Annotated in this window: 23 protein-coding genes, 2 tRNA genes and 1 riboswitch; of the genes, 10 read left to right on the top strand and 15 right to left on the bottom strand. The window is 61.5% G+C overall.

All coding sequences use genetic code 11. From position 1 onward, the window contains the following. The 3 genes from ACODR6_RS15030 to ACODR6_RS15020 form a co-directional block, all read right to left on the bottom strand. A partial coding sequence (locus tag ACODR6_RS15030) for a hypothetical protein (RefSeq protein ID WP_489022804.1) occupies positions 1–158 on the bottom strand: 158 nt, incomplete at its 3' end. Positions 159–808: 650 nt separating this feature from the next. Further along, positions 809–882, bottom strand: a tRNA-Gly gene (locus ACODR6_RS15025). 43 nt (positions 883–925) lie between these two features. Further along, the gene (locus ACODR6_RS15020) at positions 926–2,020 is read right to left on the bottom strand and encodes a 2'-deoxycytidine 5'-triphosphate deaminase (RefSeq protein WP_165402629.1); all 1,095 of its coding nucleotides are present in this window, start codon (positions 2,018–2,020) and stop codon (positions 926–928) included. Positions 2,021–2,093: 73 nt separating this feature from the next. After that, a riboswitch (SAM riboswitch) is annotated at positions 2,094–2,172 on the top strand. Positions 2,173–2,213: 41 nt separating this feature from the next. On the opposite strand from ACODR6_RS15020, the gene ACODR6_RS15015 reads away from it, so the two are divergent. After that, entirely contained in the window at positions 2,214–3,398 is a 1,185-nt protein-coding gene (locus ACODR6_RS15015; RefSeq protein WP_413710923.1) for an O-succinylhomoserine sulfhydrylase, read from the top strand. 212 nt (positions 3,399–3,610) lie between these two features. After that, a complete protein-coding gene (gene apaG, locus ACODR6_RS15010) occupies positions 3,611–4,003 on the top strand; it encodes a Co2+/Mg2+ efflux protein ApaG (RefSeq protein WP_199626117.1) in 393 nt (130 codons plus the stop codon). Positions 4,004–4,006: 3 nt separating this feature from the next. Here apaG and ACODR6_RS15005 read toward each other — a convergent pair whose 3' ends face one another. From ACODR6_RS15005 to ACODR6_RS14995, 3 genes are all read right to left on the bottom strand, one after another. After that, positions 4,007–4,999, bottom strand: a complete 993-nt coding sequence (locus tag ACODR6_RS15005; RefSeq protein WP_112713526.1) for an Hsp33 family molecular chaperone — start codon at positions 4,997–4,999, stop codon at positions 4,007–4,009. A gap of 94 nt (positions 5,000–5,093) precedes the next feature. Beyond that, positions 5,094–6,011, bottom strand: coding sequence for an ornithine carbamoyltransferase (gene argF, locus ACODR6_RS15000; RefSeq protein WP_112713528.1), 918 nt, complete (start codon positions 6,009–6,011; stop codon positions 5,094–5,096). A gap of 39 nt (positions 6,012–6,050) precedes the next feature. Then, a complete protein-coding gene (locus tag ACODR6_RS14995; protein WP_489022793.1) occupies positions 6,051–7,250 on the bottom strand; it encodes an aspartate aminotransferase family protein in 1,200 nt (399 codons plus the stop codon). Between the two features lie 426 nt (positions 7,251–7,676). On the opposite strand from ACODR6_RS14995, the gene ACODR6_RS14990 reads away from it, so the two are divergent. Then, positions 7,677–8,210, top strand: a complete 534-nt coding sequence (locus ACODR6_RS14990) for a GcrA family cell cycle regulator (RefSeq protein WP_112713532.1) — start codon at positions 7,677–7,679, stop codon at positions 8,208–8,210. A gap of 84 nt (positions 8,211–8,294) precedes the next feature. Here the strand turns inward: ACODR6_RS14990 and phoB are convergent, their stop codons facing one another. From phoB to phoR, 7 genes are all read right to left on the bottom strand, one after another. Continuing rightward, positions 8,295–8,978 (bottom strand): phosphate regulon transcriptional regulator PhoB, encoded by a 684-nt coding sequence (phoB, locus tag ACODR6_RS14985; RefSeq protein ID WP_112713534.1) that lies wholly within the window; start codon positions 8,976–8,978, stop codon positions 8,295–8,297. Between the two features lie 33 nt (positions 8,979–9,011). After that, on the bottom strand, positions 9,012–9,725 hold the full coding sequence (gene phoU, locus ACODR6_RS14980; protein ID WP_112713536.1) for a phosphate signaling complex protein PhoU: 714 nt from the start codon (positions 9,723–9,725) through the stop codon (positions 9,012–9,014). Positions 9,726–9,769: 44 nt separating this feature from the next. Further along, positions 9,770–10,585 (bottom strand): phosphate ABC transporter ATP-binding protein PstB, encoded by an 816-nt coding sequence (gene pstB, locus ACODR6_RS14975; protein WP_112713538.1) that lies wholly within the window; start codon positions 10,583–10,585, stop codon positions 9,770–9,772. Between the two features lie 14 nt (positions 10,586–10,599). Beyond that, the gene (gene pstA, locus ACODR6_RS14970) at positions 10,600–11,922 is read right to left on the bottom strand and encodes a phosphate ABC transporter permease PstA (RefSeq protein WP_199626114.1); all 1,323 of its coding nucleotides are present in this window, start codon (positions 11,920–11,922) and stop codon (positions 10,600–10,602) included. Then, positions 11,919–13,400 (bottom strand): phosphate ABC transporter permease subunit PstC, encoded by a 1,482-nt coding sequence (pstC, locus tag ACODR6_RS14965; RefSeq protein ID WP_130279134.1) that lies wholly within the window; start codon positions 13,398–13,400, stop codon positions 11,919–11,921. Before pstC ends, pstA begins: the two co-directional genes overlap by 4 nt. 159 nt (positions 13,401–13,559) lie before the next feature. Then, the gene (locus tag ACODR6_RS14960; RefSeq protein WP_112713544.1) at positions 13,560–14,594 is read right to left on the bottom strand and encodes a substrate-binding domain-containing protein; all 1,035 of its coding nucleotides are present in this window, start codon (positions 14,592–14,594) and stop codon (positions 13,560–13,562) included. Positions 14,595–14,793: 199 nt separating this feature from the next. Next, positions 14,794–16,014 carry a phosphate regulon sensor histidine kinase PhoR gene (gene phoR, locus ACODR6_RS14955; RefSeq protein WP_489022803.1) on the bottom strand — a complete coding sequence of 407 codons (1,221 nt, stop codon included), beginning with the start codon at positions 16,012–16,014 and terminating at the stop codon, positions 14,794–14,796. Between the two features lie 238 nt (positions 16,015–16,252). Here phoR and ppk2 point away from each other — a divergent pair, with 238 nt between their 5' ends. Beyond that, positions 16,253–17,134, top strand: a complete 882-nt coding sequence (gene ppk2, locus ACODR6_RS14950; protein ID WP_203430023.1) for a polyphosphate kinase 2 — start codon at positions 16,253–16,255, stop codon at positions 17,132–17,134. Positions 17,135–17,142: 8 nt separating this feature from the next. After that, entirely contained in the window at positions 17,143–17,565 is a 423-nt protein-coding gene (locus tag ACODR6_RS14945) for a hypothetical protein (RefSeq protein ID WP_148194478.1), read from the top strand. A 9-nt stretch (positions 17,566–17,574) separates the two neighbouring features. On the opposite strand, the gene ACODR6_RS14940 is transcribed toward ACODR6_RS14945, so the two are convergent. Next, positions 17,575–18,783, bottom strand: a complete 1,209-nt coding sequence (locus ACODR6_RS14940; protein ID WP_112713552.1) for a RodZ family helix-turn-helix domain-containing protein — start codon at positions 18,781–18,783, stop codon at positions 17,575–17,577. Positions 18,784–19,037: 254 nt separating this feature from the next. Between ACODR6_RS14940 and ACODR6_RS14935 the strand changes: the two genes are divergently transcribed. The 4 genes from ACODR6_RS14935 to ACODR6_RS14920 all read left to right on the top strand — a co-directional run bounded on the left by ACODR6_RS14935 (position 19,038) and on the right by ACODR6_RS14920 (position 22,893). Further along, positions 19,038–19,997 (top strand): NAD(P)H-dependent flavin oxidoreductase, encoded by a 960-nt coding sequence (locus ACODR6_RS14935; RefSeq protein ID WP_489022792.1) that lies wholly within the window; start codon positions 19,038–19,040, stop codon positions 19,995–19,997. Between the two features lie 120 nt (positions 19,998–20,117). Beyond that, positions 20,118–20,193, top strand: a tRNA-Thr gene (locus ACODR6_RS14930). Positions 20,194–20,362: 169 nt separating this feature from the next. After that, positions 20,363–21,208, top strand: coding sequence for a hypothetical protein (locus tag ACODR6_RS14925; RefSeq protein ID WP_199626109.1), 846 nt, complete (start codon positions 20,363–20,365; stop codon positions 21,206–21,208). 194 nt (positions 21,209–21,402) lie between these two features. Next, positions 21,403–22,893: an MDR family MFS transporter gene (locus ACODR6_RS14920; protein ID WP_489022791.1), complete on the top strand. Its 1,491-nt coding sequence runs from the start codon at positions 21,403–21,405 to the stop codon at positions 22,891–22,893. Positions 22,894–22,896: 3 nt separating this feature from the next. On the opposite strand, the gene ACODR6_RS14915 is transcribed toward ACODR6_RS14920, so the two are convergent. After that, positions 22,897–23,793, bottom strand: a complete 897-nt coding sequence (locus ACODR6_RS14915) for a GntR family transcriptional regulator (protein WP_489022790.1) — start codon at positions 23,791–23,793, stop codon at positions 22,897–22,899. Between the two features lie 228 nt (positions 23,794–24,021). Here ACODR6_RS14915 and ACODR6_RS14910 point away from each other — a divergent pair, with 228 nt between their 5' ends. Next, entirely contained in the window at positions 24,022–25,524 is a 1,503-nt protein-coding gene (locus tag ACODR6_RS14910) for a UxaA family hydrolase (protein ID WP_489022789.1), read from the top strand. The last annotated feature ends 29 nt before the right edge of the window (positions 25,525–25,553 follow it).

Genomic DNA, 25,553 nt, shown 5'->3' with positions numbered 1-25,553 from the left:
GTGCTTGAGCCTTTCTGCTTATGCCGACTGTCCGGTCGAAATGGGGGGCAGTTCAGATGGCTAGTCGGCGCGTGACGCTGAAGCGCACCTCCCAGCGCCGAGGTCGGATTTGATTCAACTCTGGCCGTAGCAATCGCATAGCGAAATACCTCACCCATCGTGGACCGGGTTGATAAGGCGCTTTCGACTCATCCGCTTTTTCGATGGTCTTGAGCACCGTCAAGATATCCTTGGCTGTGATCTGCTTTATAGGTATGGCCGAAGCTTGGCTGCAAGAACCTTCAGCATCCATGTGTTTTTGTAAGGGTAGCCTCAGCGCGCTTGTCCCTCCGCAGCTTTTCAATGAACTCGTCTGCGATAAGACCGAAGGTGTTCGCGCTAGCCGCCTTGGCCTCTAGCTACTGTCGCTTCTTTACAAACGAAGGATCGAGCCTGGCAACCAGTTTGCGTTTAGCTTCGCCGCGTTAGCTCCTTGCCTCCGCCAAAACCAGAGAGGGATAGCTACCTAGGGTCGGAGTTTGCGTTTGCCGAAGAAGTTGTAGTTAAGCCCCATGGCTTTCCACCTGGCGAGGAAATATACAAATACAGGGCGGGTTTGCCATCTACTTTTGCGCATCTGGATGTCAGCTAGCGGCATTACGGTATCGGCTTTCCTGATGGTCACCTGATACCGTTTTTGTATCGCGAAAACTGCTTGCTGTCACCGCACCTCGTTGCACGTCACTGCGTACGCGCGAGGCAAAGATTCATACTTTCAGCGAATCTCGTCGCCCTAATGAATGGTGCTGGACATCTCCGGAAAGGTCGCTGGAGCGGGTGAAGGGAATCGAACCCTCGTATTCAGCTTGGGAAGCTGCTGCTCTACCATTGAGCTACACCCGCGCGGCACCAGCCTTCCAACAGATGGGAGGCGGTGTCAAGGCGGTCAGATGCGGAAGTGTTTCGAGAGCTTGAGGCCCTGGGCCTGGTAGTTGGAGCCAAGGCCGGAGCCGTAGAGGCTGACGGGCTTTTCCAGCATGTGCTCGTAGATCAGGCGGCCGACGATCTGGCCGTCTTCGAGGATGAAGGGGACTTCGTGGCTGCGCACTTCGAGGACGGCGCGGCTGCCGCGGCCGCCGGCGGGCGCGTGGCCGAAGCCCGGATCGAAGAAGCCAGCGTAGTGGACGCGGAATTCGCCGACCAGCGGGTCGAAGGGGGTCATCTCCGCCGCGTAATGCGGCGGGACGTGGACGGCTTCGCGGGAGACGAGGATATAGAATTCGTCCGGATCGAGGATCAGCTCGTTGCGACCGCGGCTATAGAGCGGCTCCCAGAAGTCGAAGATGTCGTGCTGGGCCTTCTTGTCGACGTCGACGACAGCCGTGTGGTGCTTGCCGCGGTAGCCGATCAGGCCTTCCTTGTCGCCGGTAAGATCGATCGACAGCGCAATGCCGCCGCCTGACACGTTCGGCTTACTGCTAGCGACCAGCGTTTCGGCGTCGTGCAGGGCCTGCAGCTCCGGCTCACCCAGAATGGAGTGGCCGACGCGGAAGCGGATCTGCGACAGGCGCGAGCCGCGGCGCACGACGATCGGGAAGGTGCGCGGCGATATCTCGAGATAGAGCGGCCCGGAATAGCCGGCCGGGATCTTGTCGAATTCCTGGGCGTAATCGGTAATCACGCGGGTGAAGATATCGAGGCGGCCGGTCGAGCTCTTCGGATTGGCCGAGGCCGACATATCGGCTGGCAGGTCGAGGCGCTCCATCAGCGGAACGATATAGACGCAGCCGGTTTCGAGAACCGCGCCTTCCGAGAGGTCGATGACGTGCAGGCTGAGGCGATCGAGCTTGTCGGCCACCAGATGCGAGGGACCCGGCATGAAGCTGGCGCGGACCCGGAAAGCCTTGGCGCCGAGGCGCAGGTCCAGGCTCGCCGGCTGGATCTGATCGCGATCAAGCTCCCGCTCCGACACGAGGCGACCGGCTTCAAACAACGCAGCAATGGCACGATCGGCCAAAATTCCAGTTTCGCGAGCCATCATGCTCCATCCATAGTTCGTGGCCGACAAAACCAAATACAGGGAATTGACGCAAGAAGCTAACGGCAGTATTGCAGCTTTATCCCGTGGTGATTTGGCCGGTCGGCTTGCAGCCACGTTAAACAAGTGGCTAAAAAGACCGGGTGTGAAACCGGTCTGCATTTGCGGCCGGTTTTTTTGTTTTTGAGGTGATGGCATGAGCAAGTCCTGGCGCCCTGCAACCCAACTCGTTCACGGAGGCACTCTGCGCTCGCAATATGGCGAGATGTCGGAAGCGATCTACCTGACGCAAGGCTTCGTCTACGACACGTCCGAGGCGGCGGAAGCGCGCTTCAAGGGCGAGACCGACGGCTTCATCTATGCCCGCTACGGCAGCCCCACCAACGACATGTTCGAAAAGCGCATGTGCGCACTTGAAGGTGCTGAAGATGCGCGCGCCACGGCCTCCGGCATGGCCGCCGTTACCGCGGCGATCCTCTGCCAGCTGAAGGCCGGCGATCATATCGTTGCGGCCCGCGCCCTGTTCGGCTCCTGTCGCTGGGTGGTCGAGACGCTGGCACCGAAATACGGCATCGAATGCACGCTGGTCGACGGCCGCCACCTGGAGAACTGGGAAAAGGCGATCACGCCGAAGACGAAGGTGTTCTTCCTGGAAAGCCCGACGAACCCGACTCTCGAGATCGTTGATATCGCCGGCGTTGCCAAGCTCGCCAACCAGATCGGCGCCAAGGTCGTCGTCGACAACGTCTTTGCGACGCCGCTCTTCCAGAAGCCGCTGGAGCTCGGCGCCCACATCGTCATCTATTCGGCGACCAAGCATATCGATGGTCAGGGCCGCTGCCTCGGCGGCGTCGTTCTCTCCGACAAGCAGTGGATCGACGAGAACCTGCACGATTATTTCCGCCACACCGGCCCGGCAATGTCGCCGTTCAATGCCTGGACGCTGCTGAAGGGCATCGAGACCCTGCCGCTGCGCGTCGCCCAGCAGACGAAGAACGCCTCGAAGATCGCCGACTTCCTGGCGGAGCAGAAGCAGGTTGCCCGCGTCATCTATCCGGGCCGCAAGGACCATCCGCAGGCCGATATCATCGCCAAGCAGATGACCGGTGGCTCGACGCTGGTCTGCTTCGAGCTGAAGGGCGGCAAGGAAGCCGCCTTCAAGCTGCAGAACGCGCTCGACGTCGTGACGATCTCCAACAATCTCGGCGATACCCGCAGCCTGATCACCCATCCGGCAACGACGACGCACAAGAACCTGTCGGACGAGGCGCGCGCCGAACTCGGCATTTCGGCAGGCACCGTTCGCCTGTCGGCTGGCATCGAAGACACGGACGACCTGCTGGAAGATTTCGCGCAGGCCCTGTCGAAAATCCCCGCCTAAGCAAAGAGCCGCCGGACTTGCCGGTGCGGCGGCCTGCCCCACCTAAGGGACAAGCCAGCTCTACCTTATTAGAGTCATTAACTTTGAATGTTAGGATTAACAATCAAAACGGCGTGCAATCGTCTGTATTTGACTGATGATGCAGCGGCATTTCTTGACGGAGCCAATGCCGTATAAGATACGAGTAAGATATCCCGACTAAGGTGTAAGGCATGTACCGGGCCCTCACACGCGATATAGAAGTTGTTGTCGAGCCGTTTTATCTGGAGGAGCAATCCGATCCGGACGATGACCGCTATGTCTGGGGATATCGCATCGTCATCAGCAACAATTCCGAGCTCTCTGTAAAACTCGTCAACCGTTACTGGAACATAACGGATCAGAACGGCGTGGTTGACGAAGTGACGGGGCCGGGCGTGGTTGGCGAACAGCCACGGCTGGAGCCCGGCGATACCTATGAATACTCATCGGGATGCCCGCTCGATACGCCATCGGGGCTGATGTTCGGCCATTACCAGATGGAGACGGATGAAGGCGAGCTCTTCGATGTCGAGATACCCGCCTTCTCCCTGGATTCACCCGGCCTGCTCAGAGTGCTGAACTGACCGTCACTCGGCCGGCTGCAGTTCGGCCGGTTCGAAGCGGTAGGTCGTCGAGCAGAACTCGCAGGTGACCGCGATTTCGCCATTCTCCTGGCTCGCTTTGATCTCGTCTGCCGAGAAGCCCTTCAGCACGCCCTTGATCTTGTCGCGCGAACAGCTGCAGCGGTCGAAGACCTCCTTGGCGTCATAGACGCGCACGCCGCGCTCGTGGAAGAGGCGGAAGAGCAGACGCTCGGTTCCGACCTGCGGGTCGGTCAGCTCGTCGGCATCGATGGTTTCCACCATCGTGCGTGCCTCAGTCCAGGAATCGTCTTCCTTCAGCGGCTGGCCGCTCTCGTCGCCATCGCCACCGTGCAGATCCTGCTGGCGCATGCGCTCAGGCGCTTCCGGCAGGAACTGGGCGACGAGGCCGCCTGCCCGCCAGCGATGGCGCGGCTTGCCGCTGTCGTCACGGTCGAGCAGTTCGGCCGCAGCGAGACGAACCCGCGTCGGGATCTGCTCGGACTGACGAAAATAGGTGCCGGCAATCTCTTCCAGCGAGGCGCCGTCGAGCGCGACGATGCCCTGATAGGGCTGGCTGAACTTGCCCTGGTCGATCGTGAAGGCGAGCACGCCCCTGCCGAGCAGCTGTTCGGGCTCGGTCTGGCCGGCGGCGATCGCTTCGTCGAGCAGCGCCTGATCGAAGCGCGCATAGGCGCGCACATTCTCAGGCGTCGAGAAATCGGCGACGAGTAGATCGACCGGGCCATCGCCCTTCGTCTGGACGGTGAACTTGCCGTCGAATTTCAGCGACGTGCCGAGCAGCACCGTCAGCACGATCACTTCGGCGAGAAGGCGGGCAACGGGTGCGGGATAGTGGTGGCGCTCCAGGATGGCGTCCAGCATCGGGCCGAGCTGGACGGCGCGGCCGCGCACATCCAGACCTTCAACCTGAAACGGGACAACATGATCATCACCGGCGAAATCGAACTCGCCAAGAGCGGCTGCAGCTTCTGCCATGGTCTTACTCCTAGTATTCAGAGCGGCAGACCAAGGCGTCTCTCCGCTCGCGCGGCCACGAGGCCGTCAGGCCGGATGTGGCGTCCAGTATGGTTCAGATCGCGCCCAGGCACCATGCAAGAATCGACTTCTGCGCATGAAGACGGTTTTCCGCTTCATCGAAGACCACGGATTGCGGGCCATCGATCACTTCGTCCGTGACTTCCTCACCACGATGGGCGGGCAGGCAATGCATGAACAATGCATCCTTGCCGGCCTTTGCCATCAAAGCCTGATTGACCTGATAGGGCTGGAAGACGTTGTGACCGCGAGCCCGATGTTCCTGATTCATGGAGACCCAGGTATCGGTTACCACGCAATCGGCGCCTTCGACCGCACGGTCGGCATCATGGCTGAGCAGGATTTCGGCGCCCTCATTGCGGGCCCAGTTCAGATAGTGATCCTTCGGCTCGGAACCAAGGGGTACGGCCATGTTCATGCGATAGCCGAAACGGGCAGCGCCTTCGACCAGCGAATGCAGCACATTGTTGCCGTCACCCGTCCAGGCGATCGTCTTGCCCTTGATCGGGCCGCGATGCTCTTCGAAGGTCATGATATCGGCCATGATCTGGCACGGATGCGTATCGTCGGTCAGCGCGTTGATGACCGGCACGGTAGCATGCTCGGCAAGCTCGAGCATGCGGTGGTGCTCGGTGGTGCGGATCATGATCGCATCGACATAGCGCGACAGGACCTTCGCGGTGTCGCCGATCGTCTCGGCGCGGCCGAGCTGCATTTCGGTGCCCGAGAGGAACAGTGTCTCGCCGCCGAGCTGGCGCATGCCGACATCGAAGGAGACGCGGGTACGTGTGGACGGCTTTTCGAAGATCATCGCCAGCATCTTGCCGGCGAGCGGCTTGTCGCCGGCGCCTGCCTTGAAAGCCTGCTTGCGCGAGATCGCATCATTCATGATGACGCGCAGATCGGCGGAGCTGACCGCCGAGAGATCGAGGAAGTGTTTGGGGGAAGCCATGTCGTCCTTACCTGTTTGCCTCGTAAGGCATCTATCCGTTCAAGCCGTCTTCTTGGCCTTGGCTGCGCGAATGCTCTCAGCGGCCTGCTCGATGCGTACGAGGCCTTCGCGGGCTTCTTCCGCAGTCACCACCAGAGGCGGCAGGAGACGGATGACGTTATCGCCCGCCGGGACACCCAGCAGATGCGCGCCGCGGATCGCAGCCAGGAGTTCGCTCGAGGGAACGGCGGCCTTGATGCCGAGCAGCAGGCCTTCGCCGCGGATATCCTCGATCACGTCAGGATAGCGATCCTTCAGCGACGCCAGGCCCTGGCGGAAGACCAGCGACACGTCGCGGACGTGCTGCAGGAAGCCATCGGCGAGCACGATATCGAGAACGGCACTGCCAACGGCCATGGCAAGCGGATTGCCGCCATAGGTCGAGCCGTGCGTGCCGGCCTTCATGCCGGAGGCCGCCTCAGCCGTCGCAAGGCAGGCGCCGAGCGGGAAACCGCCGCCGATGCCCTTGGCAACAGCCATGATGTCGGGGCTAACGCCGGACCATTCATAAGCGAAGAACTTGCCGGTACGGCCAACGCCGGTCTGCACTTCGTCGAGGATCAGCAGCAGGCCATGCTCATCGCAGAGCTGGCGCAGCGCCTTCATGAACTCGACGGTCGCCGGGCGGATACCACCCTCACCCTGTACGGGCTCGATCAGAATGCCTGCCGTTGCGTCGGTGATCGCCGCGCGGACGGCTTCGACATCGCCGAAAGGCACCTGGTCGAAACCGGGGGTCTTCGGACCGAAGCCTTCGAGATACTTCTCCTGGCCGCCGGCGGCGATCGTCGCCAGCGTACGGCCATGGAAGGCGCCTTCGAAGGTGATGATATGGAAGCGCTCCGGATGGCCCTTCGAATACTGGTAGCGGCGCGCGGTCTTGATCGCGCATTCCAGGGCTTCCGCACCCGAGTTGGTGAAGAACACCTTGTCGGCGAAAGTCGCTTCCGTCAGCCTCGTCGCGAGCTTTTCCTGGCCTGGGATCTCGTAGATGTTGGAGAGGTGCCAGACCTTCTCGGCCTGCGCCTTCAGGGCATCGACAACATGCGGATGGCTGTGGCCGACAGCGGTCACGGCAACGCCCGCGCCAAAATCCAGATATCGCTCGCCGGTCTCGGTAATCAGCCAGACGCCCTCACCTCGCTCGAACCGCAGAGGGGCACGAGAATAGGTATCATATAGCGGCGCGGCTTCAGCCATGGCGCGGTCTCCTGTCAGCGTTATGGGCAACCGGACTCCGGCTAAAAAACCAGGTCCGAAAAATTAAAAATGCCGCCTCTCGGCGGCGCTGTGCACTATTTACTTTTCGCACTGCAATGTCAACAAAACTACGGCTTTCGTGGCTTCTGGGTGACGCTCAAGCGATGTCGCGTTTCATCAACAGCTAATGTTGCAGAAATGACTCTGTGGGGAAGCAAGTTGGGGAAAACTTGAAATTCGATTCATCCGGATTCCCGCGACTCTTGTCACGGAGTCAGCCTCACACTAGGTTAAAACTCAATTACTAGACTGCATGCGGCGGAACTAGTCACCAAAATTAGTCAAGCGTTTCTTGTGTCGGATTCATCCGGGGCAAACGGTGAAGGATTCTGCCTTCACAACGCTTAAACGGCGGAGACACAGGGCATGAACTGGACAGACGAGCGGGTCGAGAAACTCAAGAAACTGTGGTCCGAAGGGTTGAGCGCGAGCCAGATCGCGGCGCAACTTGGAGGCGTAAGCCGGAATGCCGTTATCGGCAAGGTTCACCGTCTGGCACTGCCGGGCCGTGCCAAGGCCGGCGGCAATGCGACGGCGGCACGGGCTCCGAAGCGCACGACTTCGGCACCGCGCGCTCCGAACTACGCATCGCGCATGACGACCCGCACCGTTGCCCGCCCGCAGGGCGCAACGATGCTGAAGGAAGAGATCGAAATCGACGTCATGGAGGAGATGGAATATCGTCCGGCTTCCAACGTTGTCGTGCCGATCTCCCGCCGTCTCGGCCTGACGGAACTGACCGAGCGCACCTGCAAGTGGCCGGTCGGCGATCCGCTGAAGGACGATTTCCATTTCTGCGGCTGCGAAAGCCCGGATTCTTCGCCCTACTGCACCTATCACCAGCGCCTGGCTTACCAGCCGGTCAATGATCGCCGCAGGGCCGCAGCCCGGGCAAACTGAGCCGGGTAAAGACAAACGAAAAACGGGCCTTTCGGCCCGTTTTTTTGTATCTGCATGTCAGGAGGCCGTAGCCTCCTTGATCACTCAGGCTTCCATGGAATAACCGGCACCGCGGACGGTGCGGATGACATCCTGCATGTTCGAGAAGTTGAGCGCCTTGCGCAGGCGACCGACATGGACGTCGACGGTACGCTCGTCGACATAGATGTCGTGACCCCAGACGCCGTCGAGCAGTTGCGAGCGCGAGAAGACGCGGCCCGGCGACGACATAAGGAACTCCAGGAGGCGGAACTCGGTCGGTCCGAGACGGACTTCGCGGGTCTTGCGGTGAACGCGGTGCGTTTCGCGGTCGAGTTCGATATCGCCGCACTTCAGCACGGTCGAGAGAACTTCCGGCTTGGCGCGGCGCAGCATCGCCTTGACGCGGGCAACGAGCTCGGGCGTCGAGAACGGCTTCACGACATAGTCGTCCGCGCCGGTCGACAGGCCGCGAACGCGCTCGCTTTCCTCGCCGCGCGCCGTCAGCATGATGATCGGCAGACGCTCGGTCTCCGGGCGCATGCGCAGCCGGCGGCAGAGCTCGATGCCTGATACGCCAGGCAGCATCCAATCGAGGATAAGAAGGTCCGGCGTGCGCTCCTGAAGGCGGATTTCCGCCTCGTCGCCGCGCAGGATGGTATCGACTTCGAAACCTTCGGCTTCGAGATTGTAGCGAAGAAGCACGCTCAGTGCTTCTTCGTCTTCAACGACTGCAACTCTCGGGATCATTCTATTCTGTCTCCTGAGGCCCGGTCCGGATGATTATTCCGTTACCGCGCCGACGGTGTTGGCGGTGTCGTCCTTCGGACGCTCGCCTTCCGGCTGAGCGCCGGTCGCCATGTAGTAGATGGTTTCAGCAATGTTGGTGGCGTGGTCGCCGATGCGCTCGATGTTCTTGGCGCAGAAGAGCAGGTGCGTGCAGCTGGTGATGTTGCGCGGATCTTCCATCATGTAGGTCAGGAGCTCGCGGAACAGCGACGTGTACATCGCGTCGATTTCCTCGTCGCGCTCGCGGATCGACTTCGCCTTGTCGGCAGCGCGCGTCGTGTAGACGTCGAGCACCTCCTTCAGCTGGACGAGCGCGAGCTCGGAGAGATGCTCCAGGCCACGGGCGAGCTTGCGCGGAACGCCGGTGCTCTGCACGGCGATGACGCGCTTTGCGGTGTTCTTGCCGAGGTCGCCGACGCGCTCGAGGTCTGCGGCAATGCGGATCGAACCCATGATCTCGCGCAGGTCCGACGCCATCGGCTGGCGGCGGGCGATGGTGACGATCGCCTTGTCGTTGATCTCGCGCTCGGCGTGATCGAGGATCACGTCGTCGGAGATGACCTTCTGCGCCAGCGCCGCGTCGCCGTTGACGAGGGCGCGGACAGCGTCGGAAACCATCTGCTCGGCCAGGCCGCCCATTTCGGAAATGCGGCGCGAGAGGAACTTCAGGTCTTCGTCATACGCAGAAAAAATATGTGTCGATGCCATGGGGAAAGTCCTTGAGTGTCTATCGGGGGTCGTGACGCCAAAGATCAGCCGAAGCGGCCCATGATGTAATCCTGGGTGCGCGGATCGTCCGGATTGGTGAACATCTTGTCGGTGTCGTTCTCCTCGACGAGGTTGCCGAGGTGGAACATGGCCGTGCGCTGCGAAACGCGGGCGGCCTGCTGCATGGAGTGCGTGACGATGACGATCGTGTAGGCTTCGCGCAGCTCGTGGATCAGTTCCTCGACCTTTGCCGTGGCGATCGGATCGAGTGCCGAGCACGGCTCGTCCATCAGGATGACTTCAGGCGAGACTGCAACGGCGCGGGCGATGCAGAGGCGCTGCTGCTGACCGCCGGAGAGGCCGGTGCCGGATTCATGAACGCGGTCCTTGACCTCGTTCCAGAGGCCGGCGCGCTGCAGGCTGGTCTCGACGATCTGGTCCATGTCGGCCTTGGTCTTAGCGAGACCATGGATGCGCGGGCCGTAAGCGACGTTCTCATAGATCGACTTCGGGAACGGGTTCGGCTTCTGGAACACCATGCCGACGCGGGCGCGCAGTTCGACGACGTCGATATCCGGATCGTAGATATCGTCGCCATCGAGCGTGATCTTACCGGTGACGCGGCAATTGTCGATCGTGTCGTTCATGCGGTTCAGGCTGCGCAGGAAGGTGGACTTGCCGCAGCCGGACGGGCCGATGAGCGCCGTGACGGTGTTTTCGCGGATGTTCAGCTTGACGTCGAAGAGGGCGCGCTTTTCGCCGTAATAGACGGAAACGTCCTGGCCGATCATCTTGTAGGGAATGCTGTTCATTTTCTGGTCCAGAGCCTTTTCAACTGCTGCTTCGGTCAACATGTTCATTGTTTCTACTCCGTTTACCAGCGGCGCTCAAAGCGACGGCGCAAGAGGATGGCTCCGAGGTTCATGACGATCAGGAACAGGAGGAGGACGATAATGGCACCCGACGTACGTTCCACGAAGGCGCGTTCGGCTTCGTTGGCCCACATGTAGACCTGGACTGGGAGGGCGGTGGACGGGTCGAGAGGCGTGGCCGGTGCATTGGCGACGAAGGCGACCATGCCGATCAGCAAGAGCGGCGCGGTTTCGCCGAGCGCGTGCGCCAGGCCGATGATGGTGCCGGTCAGGATGCCCGGCATGGCGAGCGGCAGCACATGGTGGAACACCATCTGCATCTTCGAGGCGCCGAGACCGAGAGCGGCCGCGCGGATCGACGGCGGGACGGCGCGAAGAGCCGCACGCGTCGCGATGATGATCGTCGGCAGCGTCATCAGCGTGAGCACCAGACCGCCGACCAGCGAGGCCGAGCGCGGCATGCCCATGAAGTTGATGAACACTGAGAGACCGAGCAGACCGTAGACGATCGAGGGAACCGCAGCCAGGTTGTTGATGTTGACCTCGATGAGATCCGTCAGCCGGTTCTTCGGCGCGAATTCCTCGAGATAGATCGAGGCGGCGACACCGATCGGCAGCGACAGCACAAGAACGATCGCCATCAGATAGAGCGAGCCGATGAGGGCAACGCCGAGGCCGGCGGCTTCAGGACGGCTGGAATTGCCGTTGACGAAGAGGCCCGTGTTGAACTGCTTGAAGAGAGCGCCGCTCGACTTCAGTTCGTTCATCCAGCCAACCTGCTTGTCGTTGACCTTGCGGTTCTTCTCATCGACGCTCAGATCGATCTGGCCCTTGTTGGCGCTGTCGACATTGGCGTCGGCGAGAACCGTAACGTTGATCGTCTTGCCGATGATCGACGGGTCGGCGACGACCATGTCGCGCAGCTGGATCGGAGCGCCCTTGGAGAGCATCGCCGATGCATCACGCACGTCGGGACGGCTCGATGCGTTGATGTTGAGCTGCTTGACGATGGCGTCACGCAGCAGGGCGCCGTAATTGGCGGCGATCAGGACGGACGGATCGGTCGCGCGCTTGTTGCCCGGATCGATCGTCTTTTCAGTGAACTCGATCGGCAGCGAGATCGCGGTCTGCTGGAAGGCCGTGTAGCCCTGACGGATGACCGTCGACAGCAGGATGACCAGGAAGATCAAGCCGAAAGCGATAGCGGCCATGCCGTAAGCCTGGAAGCGGCGTTCGGCGGCATAGCGGCGCTTGATGCCGATGTCGCGGCGCGCAGGCGCCTTGGATACGAGAGTGCCGGAAACCGGAGAAGCGATATTCGTCATTCGTACTGCTCCCGGTATTTGCGCACGATGTAGAGCGCGTAGATATTGAGGCAAAGCGTGATCAAGAAGAGCGTGATGCCGAGCGCGAAGGCGACGAGCGTCTGCGGCGAGGTGAACTCAAGGTCACCCGTCAGCTGGTTGACGATCTTGACCGTCACGGTGGTCATCGGCTCGAAAGGATTGATCTGCATGCGGGCGGCAACACCGGCCGCAAGCACGACGATCATGGTTTCGCCGATGGCGCGCGAGGCGGTCATCAGCAGTGCGCCGACGATGCCCGGGAGAGCAGCGGGAAGCACTACCTTCTTGATGGTTTCGGAGCGCGTGGCACCGAGGCCGAGCGAACCGTCACGCAGGGCACGCGGCACGGCGGTGATGATGTCGTCCGACAGCGAGGAGACGTATGGGATCAGCATGATGCCCATGACGATACCGGCGGTCAGAACGCTCTGTGCCTGGATGAAGTTCGTGTAGTTGCCCGTCAGGAGGCCGCTGACCTGCGAGGAAAGATCGCGCAGGAACGGACCGACGGTGACGAGGGCGAAGAAGCCGTAGACGATGGTCGGAATACCGGCCAGAACTTCGAGCAGCGGCTTTGCCAGCGAGCGAAGTTTCGGCGAGGCATACTCGGCCATGTAGATCGCCGCAAACAGGCCGACCGGAACGGCGACCAGCATGGCGACGAGGCCGATATAGAGCGTGCCGAGCAGCAGCGGGATGAGACCGAACTGGCCTTCCGACGAGCTGCCGGCGCCGGCAAAGCGCGGATCCCAGACGGTGCCGAAGAAGAATTCGAGCGGTGGGACGCTGGCGAAGAAGCGCAGGGCTTCCGACAGCATCGACAGAACGATGCCGATCGTCGTCAAAATGGCGATCGAGGATGCCAGGAGCAGACCCCAGAGCATGACGCGCTCGACGCGGTTGCGGGCGCGGAAGCGGGGCGTGATGCCGCGCAGCGCATAGAGCGCACCAGCAACGGCAAGCACCAGCACGATGGCGCTCATGATCAGGCGGCTGCCGGCGCTTTCGGCATTCAGCAGCTTGGCGGCGTCCAGCATGTAGGGCTGCGGCTCGCCGGCGAGCGGAACGCCCTTTTCGTTGAGCTTGGCCTGGACGGCCTTGGTGTCGGCACCGAGCGCGGCGAGCTCGTCAGCCGTCAGCAGATTGAAGCCGCGGCCGATGGTAGCGACCATGCTGTAGCTCAAGTCCTGCTCGGCAGCGCTCTTGGCCTTCACATCTTCAGGGAAGGCGTTGCGGACGGTGGATTCGATGATGCCCGGGCTGGCGGCGAGCCAGACACAGAGAACGACGAGGGCCGGAAGGACGGCCCAGATGGCGGCATAGGCGCCATAATAACCCGGCCGCGAATGCAGCGCGGAAGACTTGCCCCCGGCAAGCGCCGTGGCACGGCTGCGGGCGGCCACATAGGCCAGCGCGCCGAACACCACGAGACACAAGAGTATAATGGATGTGCTCATTCTTTACGTCCCCAGGCGCTCAGCCCCAAGAGCATATGCGGCGATGTCCCCGCACAGCTTCCCAATCATGGACAAACTCAAAACCTTGCCATGCAGCGGCAAGGGTACTGTCATTAGAAAACCGGCGCGGCACCCCCTGATGCCGCGCCGGCTTATGCATTACATGGTCTTTTCGGCTTCGACGGCCTTGCGGATTTCTTCGCGCTCGGCGTCCGGAGCAGCAACCAGGCCGTATTCGACGAGCGGGCTGTCAGGGCCGATCATCTGGTCGGATACGAAGAAGTTGACGTATTCCTTCAGGCCCGGGACGGCGCCGAGATGTGCCTTCTTGACGTAGAAGAACAGCGGGCGGGAAACCGGGTAGGTGCCGTTCGAGATGGTCTCGGTCGACGGAACGATGCCGCTCATGGTCGCGACCTTGAGCTTGTCAGCGTTGTTTTCGTAGAAGGAGAGACCGAAGACGCCAACGCCGGTCTTGTTGGCAGCGATGCGTGCCAGCGTTTCCGGATAGTCGCCGTCGATGTCGACTGCAGCGCCGTCCTTACGGACTGCAACGCAAGCCTTGGCCTGAGCAGCCTTGTCGGTGATTTCCTTGGCGATAACTTCCTGAGCGCCCGAAGCCTTGCAGCCTGCAGCGAGAACGTTCAGTTCGAAGACTTCGCGGGTGCCGTGCTTTTCGCCCGGGATGTAGGCAGCGATATCAACAGCCGGGAGCTTCGGGTTGACTTCCGACCACTTCTTGTAGGGGTTGGCAACGAGCTTGCCGTCAACGACGACCTGAGCGGCCAGAGCCTTGTAGAGGTCTTCCGGAACGTAGGCGACGTCGGGGTTGGAAGCGTCGGTTGCGAAGACGATACCGTCATAACCGATCTTGACTTCCTGGATGTCGGTTACGCCGGCAGCCTTGCAGGCTTCCATTTCGTTCTTGTTGATCGGGCGCGAAGCGTTGGCAACGTCGATCGTGTCTTCGCCGACGCCCTTGCAGAATTCCTTGAGGCCAGCGCCCGTGCCGCCGGATTCAACGACCGGCGTCTTGAAGTTGGTGAAGGTTTCGCCGAAGGACTCGGCAACGATCTTGGCGTAAGGCAGAACGGTGGACGAACCGGCAACCTGGATCTGGTCGCGAGCGGCTGCAGCGCCTGCAAAAGCAACGGTTGCGGCGAGAGCGGCAACGGTGAGTTTAAGCGTGTTCATCAGAAAAATCTCCCGGCATTGGGCTTTGTGTGGGCAGGCCCCCCAGGGCCCTCGCATTGCCTTTTTTCATCGGCAGCCACTCTTTAGCCCCTGATGCACAGAGCTTTTATGTCACTTTGATGAAACATTTGTGACAGTCTAAAATACTGAAATACATAGATAAAATTTTTCGATGTAATGGGTGTGTTGCGGCTTTATGTCAAAACCGCACGGTAAAGGCCGTTCCCTTGCCAACCTCGGACTTAACGATCAGCCGTGCACGATGGCGGGTCAGGATATGCTTGACGATGGCAAGGCCCAAACCGGTGCCCTTTTTCGAACGGCTGTCCTCGATATTGACGCGGTAGAAGCGCTCGGTAAGGCGCGGCACATGCTCTGCCGGGATGCCGGGCCCTCGGTCCGCGACGGTGACTTCGACAGGCTGGCCCTGGCCGTTCTTGATCGAGACGTCGACCGTCTTGCCTTCCTGGCCGTATTTGCAGGCGTTCTCGATCAGGTTCTCGAAGACCTGCACCAGCTCGTCTCGATCGCCGAGCACCTCCGCCCGGCCTTCCGGCAGATTGAGATTGATCTCGACGCCGACATCCTTCGCCAGCGGCTGCAGGGAATCCCGGACATGGCCGAGCAGCGGCACGAGATCGACCTTTTCGTCGGGCGCGATATGCGACTTCAACTCAAGCCGCGACAGCGACAGCAGATCATCCACGAGACGGCTCATGCGGGTCGTCTGGTCGAACATGATGCCAAGGAAGCGTTCCTGCGCCTTGGCATCGTTCTTGGCCGGACCCTGGATAGTCTCGATGAAGCCGCGCAGCGAGGCGAGCGGCGTGCGCAGCTCGTGGCTGGCATTGGCGACGAAATCCGAGCGCATACGGTCGATGCGGCGGACTTCCGAAATATCGCGGAAGGAGAGCATGAAGAAACGCTCGCCACCCTCCCCCTCACCGAGATCGATCGGGGCGCTGCGGACGATATAGACGCGTTCGGAAGGAAGCCGCTCGGAATGCTCGATCTGGTTTGCCGCATTGGTGGCGATCGTTTCGCGCACCATGTCGAGAATGCCGGGCGAGCGCAGGCGCGCCGAAAGATGCGCACCGATGATCATCTCGCCGAAGGCCTTTTCGGCCGCGCGGTTCTGGAACAGCACCGAGGCATCGCCGGAGAGAACCATGACGGGGATATCGAGCCCGGCAAGCGTGGCGGCCACTTCAGGCAGGCGGCTCTTCGGCGCTTCCGGCTCAGGCTCAGGGATTTCGGCAAGCTTGGCCTGCACCGCCGGCTCGGCATTCATGACGACGACGAGCAGCATCAGGACGACGAGCGCCAGCACGCCCCATTTGTTCATCCCCGAGACCAGCGCCACCAGCCCGATGACCAGAGCGGCAAGAAGCACGGGGCGTTCCTGCCTGATGCGGGCCATCAGCCCCGATGTCCACGGCATTTCCTCTTCCACTTGCCCCTCGCCCGGCTTTCAGTCGCAATCATTGCTTCAAACTTTGCCTGATAGCCGTGATTCATGACAGAAGTTTTCGACTGCTTCCACCAAGCGAAAAAGCCGCAGTGGAAACACACAACTATTTTCATGCCGCAGCGAGCAATTTGATTTTTAACGCGAAATATGATCGCCTGCTCAGAAGCCGAAGCGCCGGGAGGAAATGATGGCCGAAGATGTCGAGAGCCGCGCAGTCGAACTGGATATCAGAGGCAAGAAGCGCGTCTTCGACGTGGACGATCCTGTGCTGCCTGCCTGGATCGACGAAAAGGCACTCGAATCCGGCGACTTTCCCTACAAGAAGAAGCTGAAGGAAGAAGAGTATCTCGAAGACCTCGATAAGCTTCAGGTGGAGCTCGTCAAGGTGCAGTTCTGGCTGCAGGCGACCGGCAAGCGCGTCATGGCGGTGTTCGAGGGACGCGATGCGGCCGGCAAGGGCGGCGCGATCTCGGCCTCCTCCGGCAAGATGAACCCCCGCCTTGCGCGTGTCGTCGCGCTCGCCAAGCCGAACGACCGCGAGCTCGGGCAGTGGTATTTCCAGCGCTATATCGCGCAGTTTCCAACGGCCGGTGAATTCGTGCTCTTCGACCGTTCCTGGTATAACCGCGCCGGCGTCGAGCCGGTCATGGGCTTCTGCACACCGAAGCAATACGAGGATTTTCTCGAGCAGGCGCCGCTGCTCGAAAAGGTCATCGCCCATGAGGGCATCTATCTCTTCAAGTTCTATCTCGATATCGGCCGCGAAATGCAGCTGAAGCGCTTCCATGACCGGCGGCACGATCCGCTCAAGGTTTGGAAGCTATCTTCCATGGATATCGCGGCACTGACGAAATGGGGCGACTACAGCGACAAGCGCGACCGGATGCTGAAGGCAACGCATACGGACGCAGCGCCCTGGACCGTCATCCGCGCCAACGACAAGCGGCGCGCCCGTCTCAATCTCATCCGTCACATGCTGAAGACGATGGATTATGACGGCAAGGACGAGAAGGCGATCGGCGAGCTGGATGAGAAGATCATCGGCTGGGGTCCGGGCTTTCTGAAATAGGAGTGAAGATGCGGCCTGCGGCTGTAATCGGCGGACTACTCGTGATGATGGGGCTGGCGGCTGAGGCGCAGGCCTGCGTGCTGCTGCAGGATGTCGATTACAGCGTGCTCTACCGCTCGGATGCGATCGTCCGCGCCAAGGTCGTCGGCTATCAGGCGCGTCCCGAGCAGAAGGATGCGCTGTTCCGCCTGGAAATCGAGCAGGTACTATCAGGCAAGCCGCTTGCGGCACCCGTGATCGAAGCGCGCTGGGAACGGCGCTACAAACCGGCGCCGCAGATCTGGGATGGCTACAACAACGTCATCGTCGGCCTGAAACTGACCAATGGCGCTCCGGCATTGATCGTGCGCGAAAGCTGCGGCTTCGACGGCATCGTCGAGGATACGCCGCAGGACCTCTCGATCCTGCTCAGCCAGGCACCCGGCACCTGACGCGTCGGCTTATTGGCCAGGCAGGATGCGGACGGCGTAGAGGTTGATGCCGCGGGCCTTGCCGTCGACATCGCTGTTGATCAGCAGCTTGCCGGCAGAGCTCGGCGCCAGCGACCGGTCGAAATTGACCTGAACCAGCACATCCGACTTCTCACGCGTGACACTGAAGCGGTGGCGGGCGCAATTGCCGAGTGTCTGGAAATTGCACTCGACGGTGATCTGCGTCGGCTCATCGCTCGTCGACTGCAGGGTAATGGCGATGGTCGAGGACTTGCCCGCCAGCTGCTGCAGCACATCGGCTGCGACAGGAATGGCGATATTGCCATCGGCGCCGTTGCTCTGCGAGATCAGGCGGACGGCCGCCTCGTCATTTTCGGTGATGTTTTCGGTGCGCGCCTGGGCACCGTTCTCGATCTTGCCGGCATCCGAGGCCTTGAAGACTTCGATCCAGGCAGCCGAGAAGCTGTTCTGCGGGTCGATCGTCACCGGCTGATCGGTGTGCGTACCGGCATTATTGTTATTGTCGGCGGTTTGGCTGTCGCTGCCGTCGAAATCTTCGGGCTGGGTGCTCGCCGGCGGATTGGCGACGCTGGTGTCACGCTCCTGCGCCGTCAAGAGCAGGCCGGACTTGTGCGCCCACCAGGCGCCGGTGCCGACGAAGGCGATCAGCACGCACCAGACGAGCAGGCGCGAGAAGATCTTGCGCGGCTTGCGGCGCTTGGCCGCTCCTTCCGGGCGGAAATCCATATTGGCGGCGGCAGACGGCGCCCGGCGCTCGGCGGCGAAGCTCTCTTCGGCAGCGGGCGCTGCACCCAGATGATCGGCCTCGCCGGCATGCACGCCATCGAGGCTGGCCTCGTCATAGGCGCGGCGCGGCTCTTCGGCATAGCGGGTCTCGCCAGCGAGTTCCGGCGCCGGGGCTTCCGGCTCAACCTGGTGATGGACGGGCTCGGGAACATCGACGACCGGCGGAACCGGCACTTCCGGCGGCCCCTGGCGCGGATGCATGCGCTCGCGCTCCTCGGCCTCGATCATGTGGATCGTGGTTTCCAGGCGGTGGCGGTGATGGGCGATCGCCTCGCGGTCGGTGATGTCCTGCTTGCGCAGCCCCGCTTCCAGCGCCTGGCGGGCAGACTGATAGATTCTGGCGCGGATCTCGGGATTGTCGCGATCGGAATTGCCAAGCGCAGTTCTGATGGCCGTTTCTAATCCGCTCACGTGCGATCCTTCACTCTTGAAACCGGCATTCCGCTCAAATCTTTACAAATGCCTAACAAAATCCGGTAGCGGCAACAGCGCCAAACCGCAAGCCTCCGGCGCGCCGCCCGGCCGATCGGCAGGGGAAAACGCTGCCTTTCAGAATATCCGAAAATCGCGAAATCGGTAGCCTGCCCAGTTGGGTGGCCTTTTCGGCGCGATGGAACTCTGTTATCAAATTGACGCTTCCGTAAACGTCAATTGATGGTGATCTCATGGCCCTGCCCGAAATCCTGACGAAGAACCTGCGCCTGCCGGTCGTGGCCTCGCCGCTGTTCATCATCTCGCATCCGGCGCTGACGCTGGCGCAGTGCAAGGCAGGAGTGATCGGCGCCTTTCCGGCGCTCAACGCCCGCCCCGAAAGCCAACTCGACGAGTGGCTGGCAATGATCACCGAGGATCTCGCCGCCCATAATGCCGCCAATCCCGACAGACCAGCAGCCCCCTTCGCCGTCAACCAGATCGTCCATATGTCGAACAAGCGCCTTGAGCACGATCTCAGGCTCTGCGTGAAATACAAGGTGCCGGTCGTCATCTCCTCGCTCGGCGCCGTTCCCGAGGTCAATGCCGCCGTGCATTCCTATGGCGGCATCGTGCTCCACGATGTCATCAACAACCGCCATGCCAACTCGGCGATCCGCAAGGGCGCAGACGGGCTGATCGCTGTGGCAGCGGGCGCCGGCGGCCACGCGGGCACGCTTTCACCTTTCGCGCTTGTCCAGGAAATCCGTGAATGGTTCGACGGGCCCCTGCTGCTGGCCGGCGCGATCGCCAATGGCGGGGCGATCCTGGCGGCGCAGGCAATGGGCGCCGACATGGCCTATATCGGCACCCCCTTCATCGCCACAGAAGAGGCTCGTGCCTCGGACGCCTACAAGCAGGCGATCGTCGAGAATGCTGCCAACGACATCGTCTATTCCAACTATTTCACCGGCGTGCACGGCAATTACCTGAAGCCCTCGGTCAAAGCCGTCGGCCTCGACCCTGACAACCTGCCGATCGCCGATCCCTCGAAAATGGACTTCGAACAGGCCGTTGGCGGCGCCAAGGCTTGGAAGGATATCTGGGGCAGCGGCCAGGGCATCGGCGCCATCAAGGCAGTCGAGCCAGTCGCCAAGCTGGTCGGCCGCCTCGAGAGCGAGTACCACGGCGCCCGCACCCGCCTGTCGCTCTGAACGGATTTCCACAGCGCCGTTCTTTTTTACCAAAGCGATCAGACGGCGCTTGAAATCTTCAAACAATGCCTGTATCAGCGCCATGCAAATCGCGGGCCGAACGCTTCGCCCGCCTGGATTGCCGCTTTAGCTCAGTCGGTAGAGCACATCATTCGTAATGATGGGGTCACGTGTTCGAGTCACGTAAGCGGCACCATTCTCTCTCCCGACGCACTCTTCGCCTTCGCAAAAACTACAGCCTATGGGTTTGTTCAGTTTTTGTTTGATTACGCAATGATTGAAATACATGGTTAACCCTTGGTTGATACGGTCTTGCCAGTTTTGATTACTGGGGGACTGCTTCGATGAAGGTTTTGGCGGCTTGGATGTTGGGTCCGGGCATTTCGTTGCTTGCGGCGCAGGGCGCTTTGGCTGCTGATCTGGCGCCCAACGACGTGATGGTGCCGAAGTTTTTGCTAGATGAACCGGCAACGACGCCGGCGACGGCGAGCCGCTTTACCGGCTATGTCGAGGGCGGTTTCGAGGCTGGGTCTTCGCGGGATACGGATCTCGACAGCCACTCGTGGCGGTTGCGCGGATCGATGAATGCGAGCTCCGACACCGGGCTTAACCTGCAGGCGGATGCCGACTATGCGCATTCCTATCTCCAGGAATTCGGCTGGAACGACAATATCGGCGGCACGCTGCATGTCTATTACCGGCCGGACAGCAACTATGCGGTCGGCGTCTTCGGCCAGACGGGACGGTTTGAATCCCGTTTCCTGCCTGATACGACAGCCCGCGACTATCTCGGCGGCCTGGAAGCCGCATGGCTCGGCACCGACATGACCATCTATGGCCAGGCCGGCCTTGGCACGACCGATATCGGCGGGTTCGACTACGATCACTATGCCGGCCGCGCCGGCATGCGTTACTTCTTCACCGACAATATCCGTGCCGATGCCGAAGTTGCGTTCGACCGCTATCAGGACGATGTCGAGACGGCCGATGTCTGGAAGATCTCGGCGATCGGCAATTACCGGCCGGATGGCACGCCGGTTTCCTTCTATGCCGGTTATCGCTTCGAGCATGCCAAGCTCTCTGTCGACGGCTTCGGCAGCGACAGCGACATCGCCAACAACTTCCTCGTCGGCATGCGCTATCACTTCGGCTCGAGCAGCCTGAAGGACGAAGAGGGCAACGGCCCGATCTGGCGCGGCTCGTCGTTCTAAGCTTGAAACCATTCCCGGCCGCCGCAGCGAGACCAACGCTGCGGCGGCCAGGCTTTTGTAACTGTACGGATAATTACCTTTACAGCAGCAGCAGCTAGGGCCTAAAAACCAAAGCAGCACTTCGCGCCGGCACTGCCCCCTTCTGCCGAGCCGCCCTCTGACGGCCTGCCGCGAAGCATCCTGAAAGGTAAGTCATGTCTGATACGGCCCAGCGCTCGAACCGCGTTCTCGTTGTCGCGACCATCATGTTTGCCACCTTCATGGTGGCGATCGAAGCCACGATCGTCGCGACCGCCATGCCGCGCATCGTCGGACAGCTCGGCGGCTTTACCTATTACAGCTGGGTCTTTTCGGCCTTCCTGCTGGCGCAGTCGACGACGACTGTCATCTACGGCAAGCTCTCCGATATCTTCGGCCGCAAGCCGGTGCTGATCGCAGGCATCGTCGTCTTCCTGATTGGTTCTCTGCTGTGCGGCCTCGCCTGGTCGATGACCTCGCTCATCCTGTTTCGCCTGCTGCCGGGCCTTGGCGCCGGCGCCATCCAGCCGGTGACGATGACGATCATCGGCGACCTCTTCAAGCTGGAGGAGCGCGGCCGCGTTCAGGGCATCATGGCCACCGTCTGGGCGACATCGGCGGTCGTCGGGCCGCTCGCCGGCGGCATCATCGTCGACAATATCTCCTGGGCCTGGATTTTCTGGATCAACCTGCCGATCGGCATCTTCTCGATCATCGCCTTCTCGCTGTTCCTCAAGGAGACCGTGGCGCACAAGCAGGCGAGTATCGATTATCTCGGTTCCATCCTCTTCTCGATCGCCATCATCGCGCTGCTGGTGATCCTGACCGAGACGGATGCCGAAGCCTGGATCCTGCTGTCGCTCGCCGCTGTCTTTTTGATCTCGGGTGCCCTGTTCTTCTGGCAGGAAAAGCGCGCGCCGGAGCCGATCATCTCGATCGCACTCTGGAGCCGCCGTCTCGTGGCGACCAGCAATATCTGCATGCTGCTCGCCGGCATGGCGCTGATCGGCCTCTCCACCATTCTGCCGGTCTATATCCAGGGCGTGCTCGGCCGTTCGCCGATCGTTGCCGGGTTCACGCTGACCATGCTCGTCGTCGGCTGGCCGCTGTCGGTGATGATGTCGAGCAAGCTGTTCAAGGCTTTTGGCATCCGCAACACGCTGCGCTTCGGCAGCCTGCTCTTCCCGTTCGGCGCGCTCTTCCTGTTGTTCCTGACGCCGGATAGCTCGCCCATCGTCGCCGGCGCCGGTTCGTTCTTCATGGGCTTCGGCATGGGGCTCATCAATCTCACCAGCATCGCGCTGGTGCAGGACAGCGTCGAGTGGTCGATGCGCGGCAGCGCCACTGCCTCGATCATCTTCGCACGCAGCCTCGGCAATACGCTGGGCGCCACGGTTCTCGGCGCGATCCTGAATGCGGGGATCAATCACTATGCCAGCGGCGACACCGCCGACAACCTTCACAATGTGCTGAACCAGCCGACGGGGCTGACGGAGCTTGCAGGCGATCCTGTCGTCCGCGGCATCTTCGATGCGTCGCTGCACTGGAGCTTCTGGGGCATCGTCGTCGTCGCCGTCATGACGCTGATTTCGACTTGGCTGATCCCGGTCGGCCACCATGGCCGCAAGACGACCAGCGTTCCCGCCAGCGAGGCGGCCTCACATTGAAAGTCAGGCGTCGGCCGGATTCTGCGGCAGCGATTGCAGCAGGGTCTGGCGGGCCGAGCGTAGGTGCAGACGCGCCGAGAAATCGATCTGGGCCTGATCGCCTGATTCCAGGGCGGCTATATAGTCGAGATGCTCGTGAATGGCGCGCTCGTTGCGCTGGCGGGCGGCTGCCTTGTTCCACTGGTAGTGATAGTGGAAGATGATGGCGATCGCGTCATAGAAATCGGCGATGAAGCGGTTCTTCGAGGCGCGGTGGATCAGCAGATGGAAGCGCTCGTCGAGGGCGGAGAATTCCTTGTAGCGCTGATCCATGTCGGAGAGCACGTCGAGGTGGTCCTGCTTGATCGCCGCAAGATCGGTCCAGGCCGCGTGATCTTTCGGCAGCCGGCCGAAATCGGCGGCGGAATGCAGCTCGAACATCTCGCGCACGTCGGCGAGCTCCAGCGCGAATTCGCGGGTGAAGCCCTTCAGGATCCAGTGACTGTTCGGGCGCTTCTCGATCAGGCCGAAGCGGGAGAAGCGGATCAGGAATTCGCGCACGCTGGTGGTGCCGGTGCCGATCTCCCGGGCAAGCTCGAGCTCGTTGATCTGCATGCCCGGCGCCGCATCATCCGAGAGAATGCGCTGCATGAAGCTGCGCTCGATAATGTCGTGCAGTGAATCCGTTTCCTCGGAGGGAAAGAGATCCTTCGCGGTCGGCGCGCGCAGCACGATCTTCTGGCGCTTGTTCCAGCGGATGATGCCCTCGTCGCTCAACCGCGTGAGGATGGCGCGGGCGGTGCTGCGGCTGATGCCGAGCTGGGCCGCGATCTCGGGCTCCGACGGAAGTGCGGCCTCCGGACGCAATGCGGCGGCATAGCGATTGTATGCTTCCTTGAAGACTGTATTCTGTCTTGCCATGCGACCCCGCTCCTGCCCGTCCGCTATCGGCGCACGCGATGGTGCGGCCGGTGCGCCGGGAGCTTATCTATTGCAATCCTTATATTATTCTGGATCGCTTGCGGCTGTTTGCCTCCCTCGTCCACAGGAACAATATTCCCGTTGACTTGAAAATGTTTATTGTAGATAAAAAACAAAATCAATGCGCATTTCGCCGATGCAGCGAGCGTTTCCTCAGGGAGAAGTAAATTGGATAAACTGCCTTGGCTCATCCTTTCGGCCGGAGATAACGTTGCCGTCGCAACGGCGGCGATCGAGCCCGGAGCCATCGTCGCCGGCGTTGCCGCGCGCCAGAAGATCGACCCCGGCCACAAGGTCGCCATCGCCGATATCCCGTCCGGCAGCGCCGTGGTCAAGTACGGACAGGCGATCGGCCGCACGACCGCCGACGTGAAGGCCGGCGACCACGTTCACAGCCACAATCTGCATTTCGAGAACGACCGCCTGGCGGCCACCGCCAATTCCGCGCCGGAAGCGGCGACCGCCGAAGACAAGGCGCGCACCTTCATGGGCTACAAGCGCGCCGACGGCCGCTCGGCCACCCGCAACTATATCGGCATCATCGCCAGCGTGAACTGTTCCACCACCGTCTGCCGGGCGATTGCAGACGAGGCCAACCGGACGATCCTGCCGCATTACGAAGGTATCGATGGTTTCGTGCCGATCGTTCACGATCAGGGCTGCGGCATGAGCTCGACTGGCGACGGCATGGCCGTTCTGCACCGGACGCTTGCCGGCTACACGCGCCACGTCAATTTCGGCGGCGTGCTGATGATCGGCCTCGGCTGCGAGGTCAACCAGCTCACTCTGTACGGCCAGAGCGGTGCGGGTGACACCAAGCGCCATTTCAACATTCAGGATGCCGGCGGCTCGCGCCGCGCCGTCGAACGCGCCATGGGCATGCTGCGCGAGATCGCTGCCGATGTCGGCAAGGAGCGGCGCGTGGCGCTGCCGATCAGCGACATCATCATCGGCCTGCAGTGCGGCGGCTCGGATGGCTTTTCGGGCATCACCGCCAATCCGGCGCTCGGCGTTGCAGCCGATCTGCTGGCGGCGGCAGGTGGTACCTCCATTCTCTCCGAGACTTCCGAAATCTATGGCGCCGAACACCTGCTGCGCAGCCGCGCCGTCAACGATGACGTCGCCAGGAAGCTCGACGAAAAGATCGTCTGGTGGGAGAAATATGTCGGCCTTCATGGCGCATCGCTCGACAACAACCCCTCGCCCGGCAACAAGCGCGGCGGCCTGACGACCATTCTCGAAAAGTCGCTCGGCGCTGTCGCCAAGGGCGGACGCTCGCCGCTGACGGCCGTCTATGGCTATGCCGAGCGCGTCACCGCATCCGGCCTCGTCTTCATGGATACGCCCGGCTACGACCCCGTTTCGGCAACCGGCCAGGTGGCCGGGGGCGCCAACATGATCGCCTTCACCACGGGACGCGGCAGCTGCTTCGGCTGTCGTCCGGCCCCGTCGCTGAAGCTGTCCAGCAACTCGGCGCTCTATGCGGCGATGGAAGAGGACATGGATATCGACTGCGGCACGATCGCATCGGGTGACGCGACGATCTCCGGCAAGGGCCGCGAGATCTTCGAACTGATCATCGACACTGCATCGGGCAAGAAGACCAAGAGCGAAGAGTTCGGCTATGGCGATAACGAATTCGTGCCATGGCATCTCGGAGCGACGCTCTAATATAAAGCTGCACAAGTCTTCAGAGGAGG

Source organism: Rhizobium sp. FG96, assembly GCF_057808655.1.
Note: the sequence above shows the minus strand (reverse complement) of the source record. Positions and strands in the feature narration are given on the sequence as shown.

Bases quoted from the DNA above. Each gene is read 5' to 3' on its own strand.
- ACODR6_RS15020 (WP_165402629.1), bottom strand. From the start codon at position 2,020: ATGATGGCTCGCGAAACTGGAATTTTGGCCGATCGTGCCATTGCTGCG.
- ACODR6_RS15015 (WP_413710923.1), top strand. From the start codon at position 2,214: ATGAGCAAGTCCTGGCGCCCTGCAACCCAACTCGTTCACGGAGGCACT.
- apaG (WP_199626117.1), top strand. From the start codon at position 3,611: ATGTACCGGGCCCTCACACGCGATATAGAAGTTGTTGTCGAGCCGTTT.
- ACODR6_RS15005 (WP_112713526.1), bottom strand. From the start codon at position 4,999: ATGGCAGAAGCTGCAGCCGCTCTTGGCGAGTTCGATTTCGCCGGTGAT.
- argF (WP_112713528.1), bottom strand. From the start codon at position 6,011: ATGGCTTCCCCCAAACACTTCCTCGATCTCTCGGCGGTCAGCTCCGCC.
- ACODR6_RS14995 (WP_489022793.1), bottom strand. From the start codon at position 7,250: ATGGCTGAAGCCGCGCCGCTATATGATACCTATTCTCGTGCCCCTCTG.
- ACODR6_RS14990 (WP_112713532.1), top strand. From the start codon at position 7,677: ATGAACTGGACAGACGAGCGGGTCGAGAAACTCAAGAAACTGTGGTCC.
- phoB (WP_112713534.1), bottom strand. From the start codon at position 8,978: ATGATCCCGAGAGTTGCAGTCGTTGAAGACGAAGAAGCACTGAGCGTG.
- phoU (WP_112713536.1), bottom strand. From the start codon at position 9,725: ATGGCATCGACACATATTTTTTCTGCGTATGACGAAGACCTGAAGTTC.
- pstB (WP_112713538.1), bottom strand. From the start codon at position 10,585: ATGAACATGTTGACCGAAGCAGCAGTTGAAAAGGCTCTGGACCAGAAA.
- pstA (WP_199626114.1), bottom strand. From the start codon at position 11,922: ATGACGAATATCGCTTCTCCGGTTTCCGGCACTCTCGTATCCAAGGCG.
- pstC (WP_130279134.1), bottom strand. From the start codon at position 13,400: ATGAGCACATCCATTATACTCTTGTGTCTCGTGGTGTTCGGCGCGCTG.
- ACODR6_RS14960 (WP_112713544.1), bottom strand. From the start codon at position 14,594: ATGAACACGCTTAAACTCACCGTTGCCGCTCTCGCCGCAACCGTTGCT.
- phoR (WP_489022803.1), bottom strand. From the start codon at position 16,014: ATGGCCCGCATCAGGCAGGAACGCCCCGTGCTTCTTGCCGCTCTGGTC.
- ppk2 (WP_203430023.1), top strand. From the start codon at position 16,253: ATGGCCGAAGATGTCGAGAGCCGCGCAGTCGAACTGGATATCAGAGGC.
- ACODR6_RS14945 (WP_148194478.1), top strand. From the start codon at position 17,143: ATGCGGCCTGCGGCTGTAATCGGCGGACTACTCGTGATGATGGGGCTG.
- ACODR6_RS14935 (WP_489022792.1), top strand. From the start codon at position 19,038: ATGGCCCTGCCCGAAATCCTGACGAAGAACCTGCGCCTGCCGGTCGTG.
- ACODR6_RS14925 (WP_199626109.1), top strand. From the start codon at position 20,363: ATGTTGGGTCCGGGCATTTCGTTGCTTGCGGCGCAGGGCGCTTTGGCT.
- ACODR6_RS14920 (WP_489022791.1), top strand. From the start codon at position 21,403: ATGTCTGATACGGCCCAGCGCTCGAACCGCGTTCTCGTTGTCGCGACC.
- ACODR6_RS14915 (WP_489022790.1), bottom strand. From the start codon at position 23,793: ATGGCAAGACAGAATACAGTCTTCAAGGAAGCATACAATCGCTATGCC.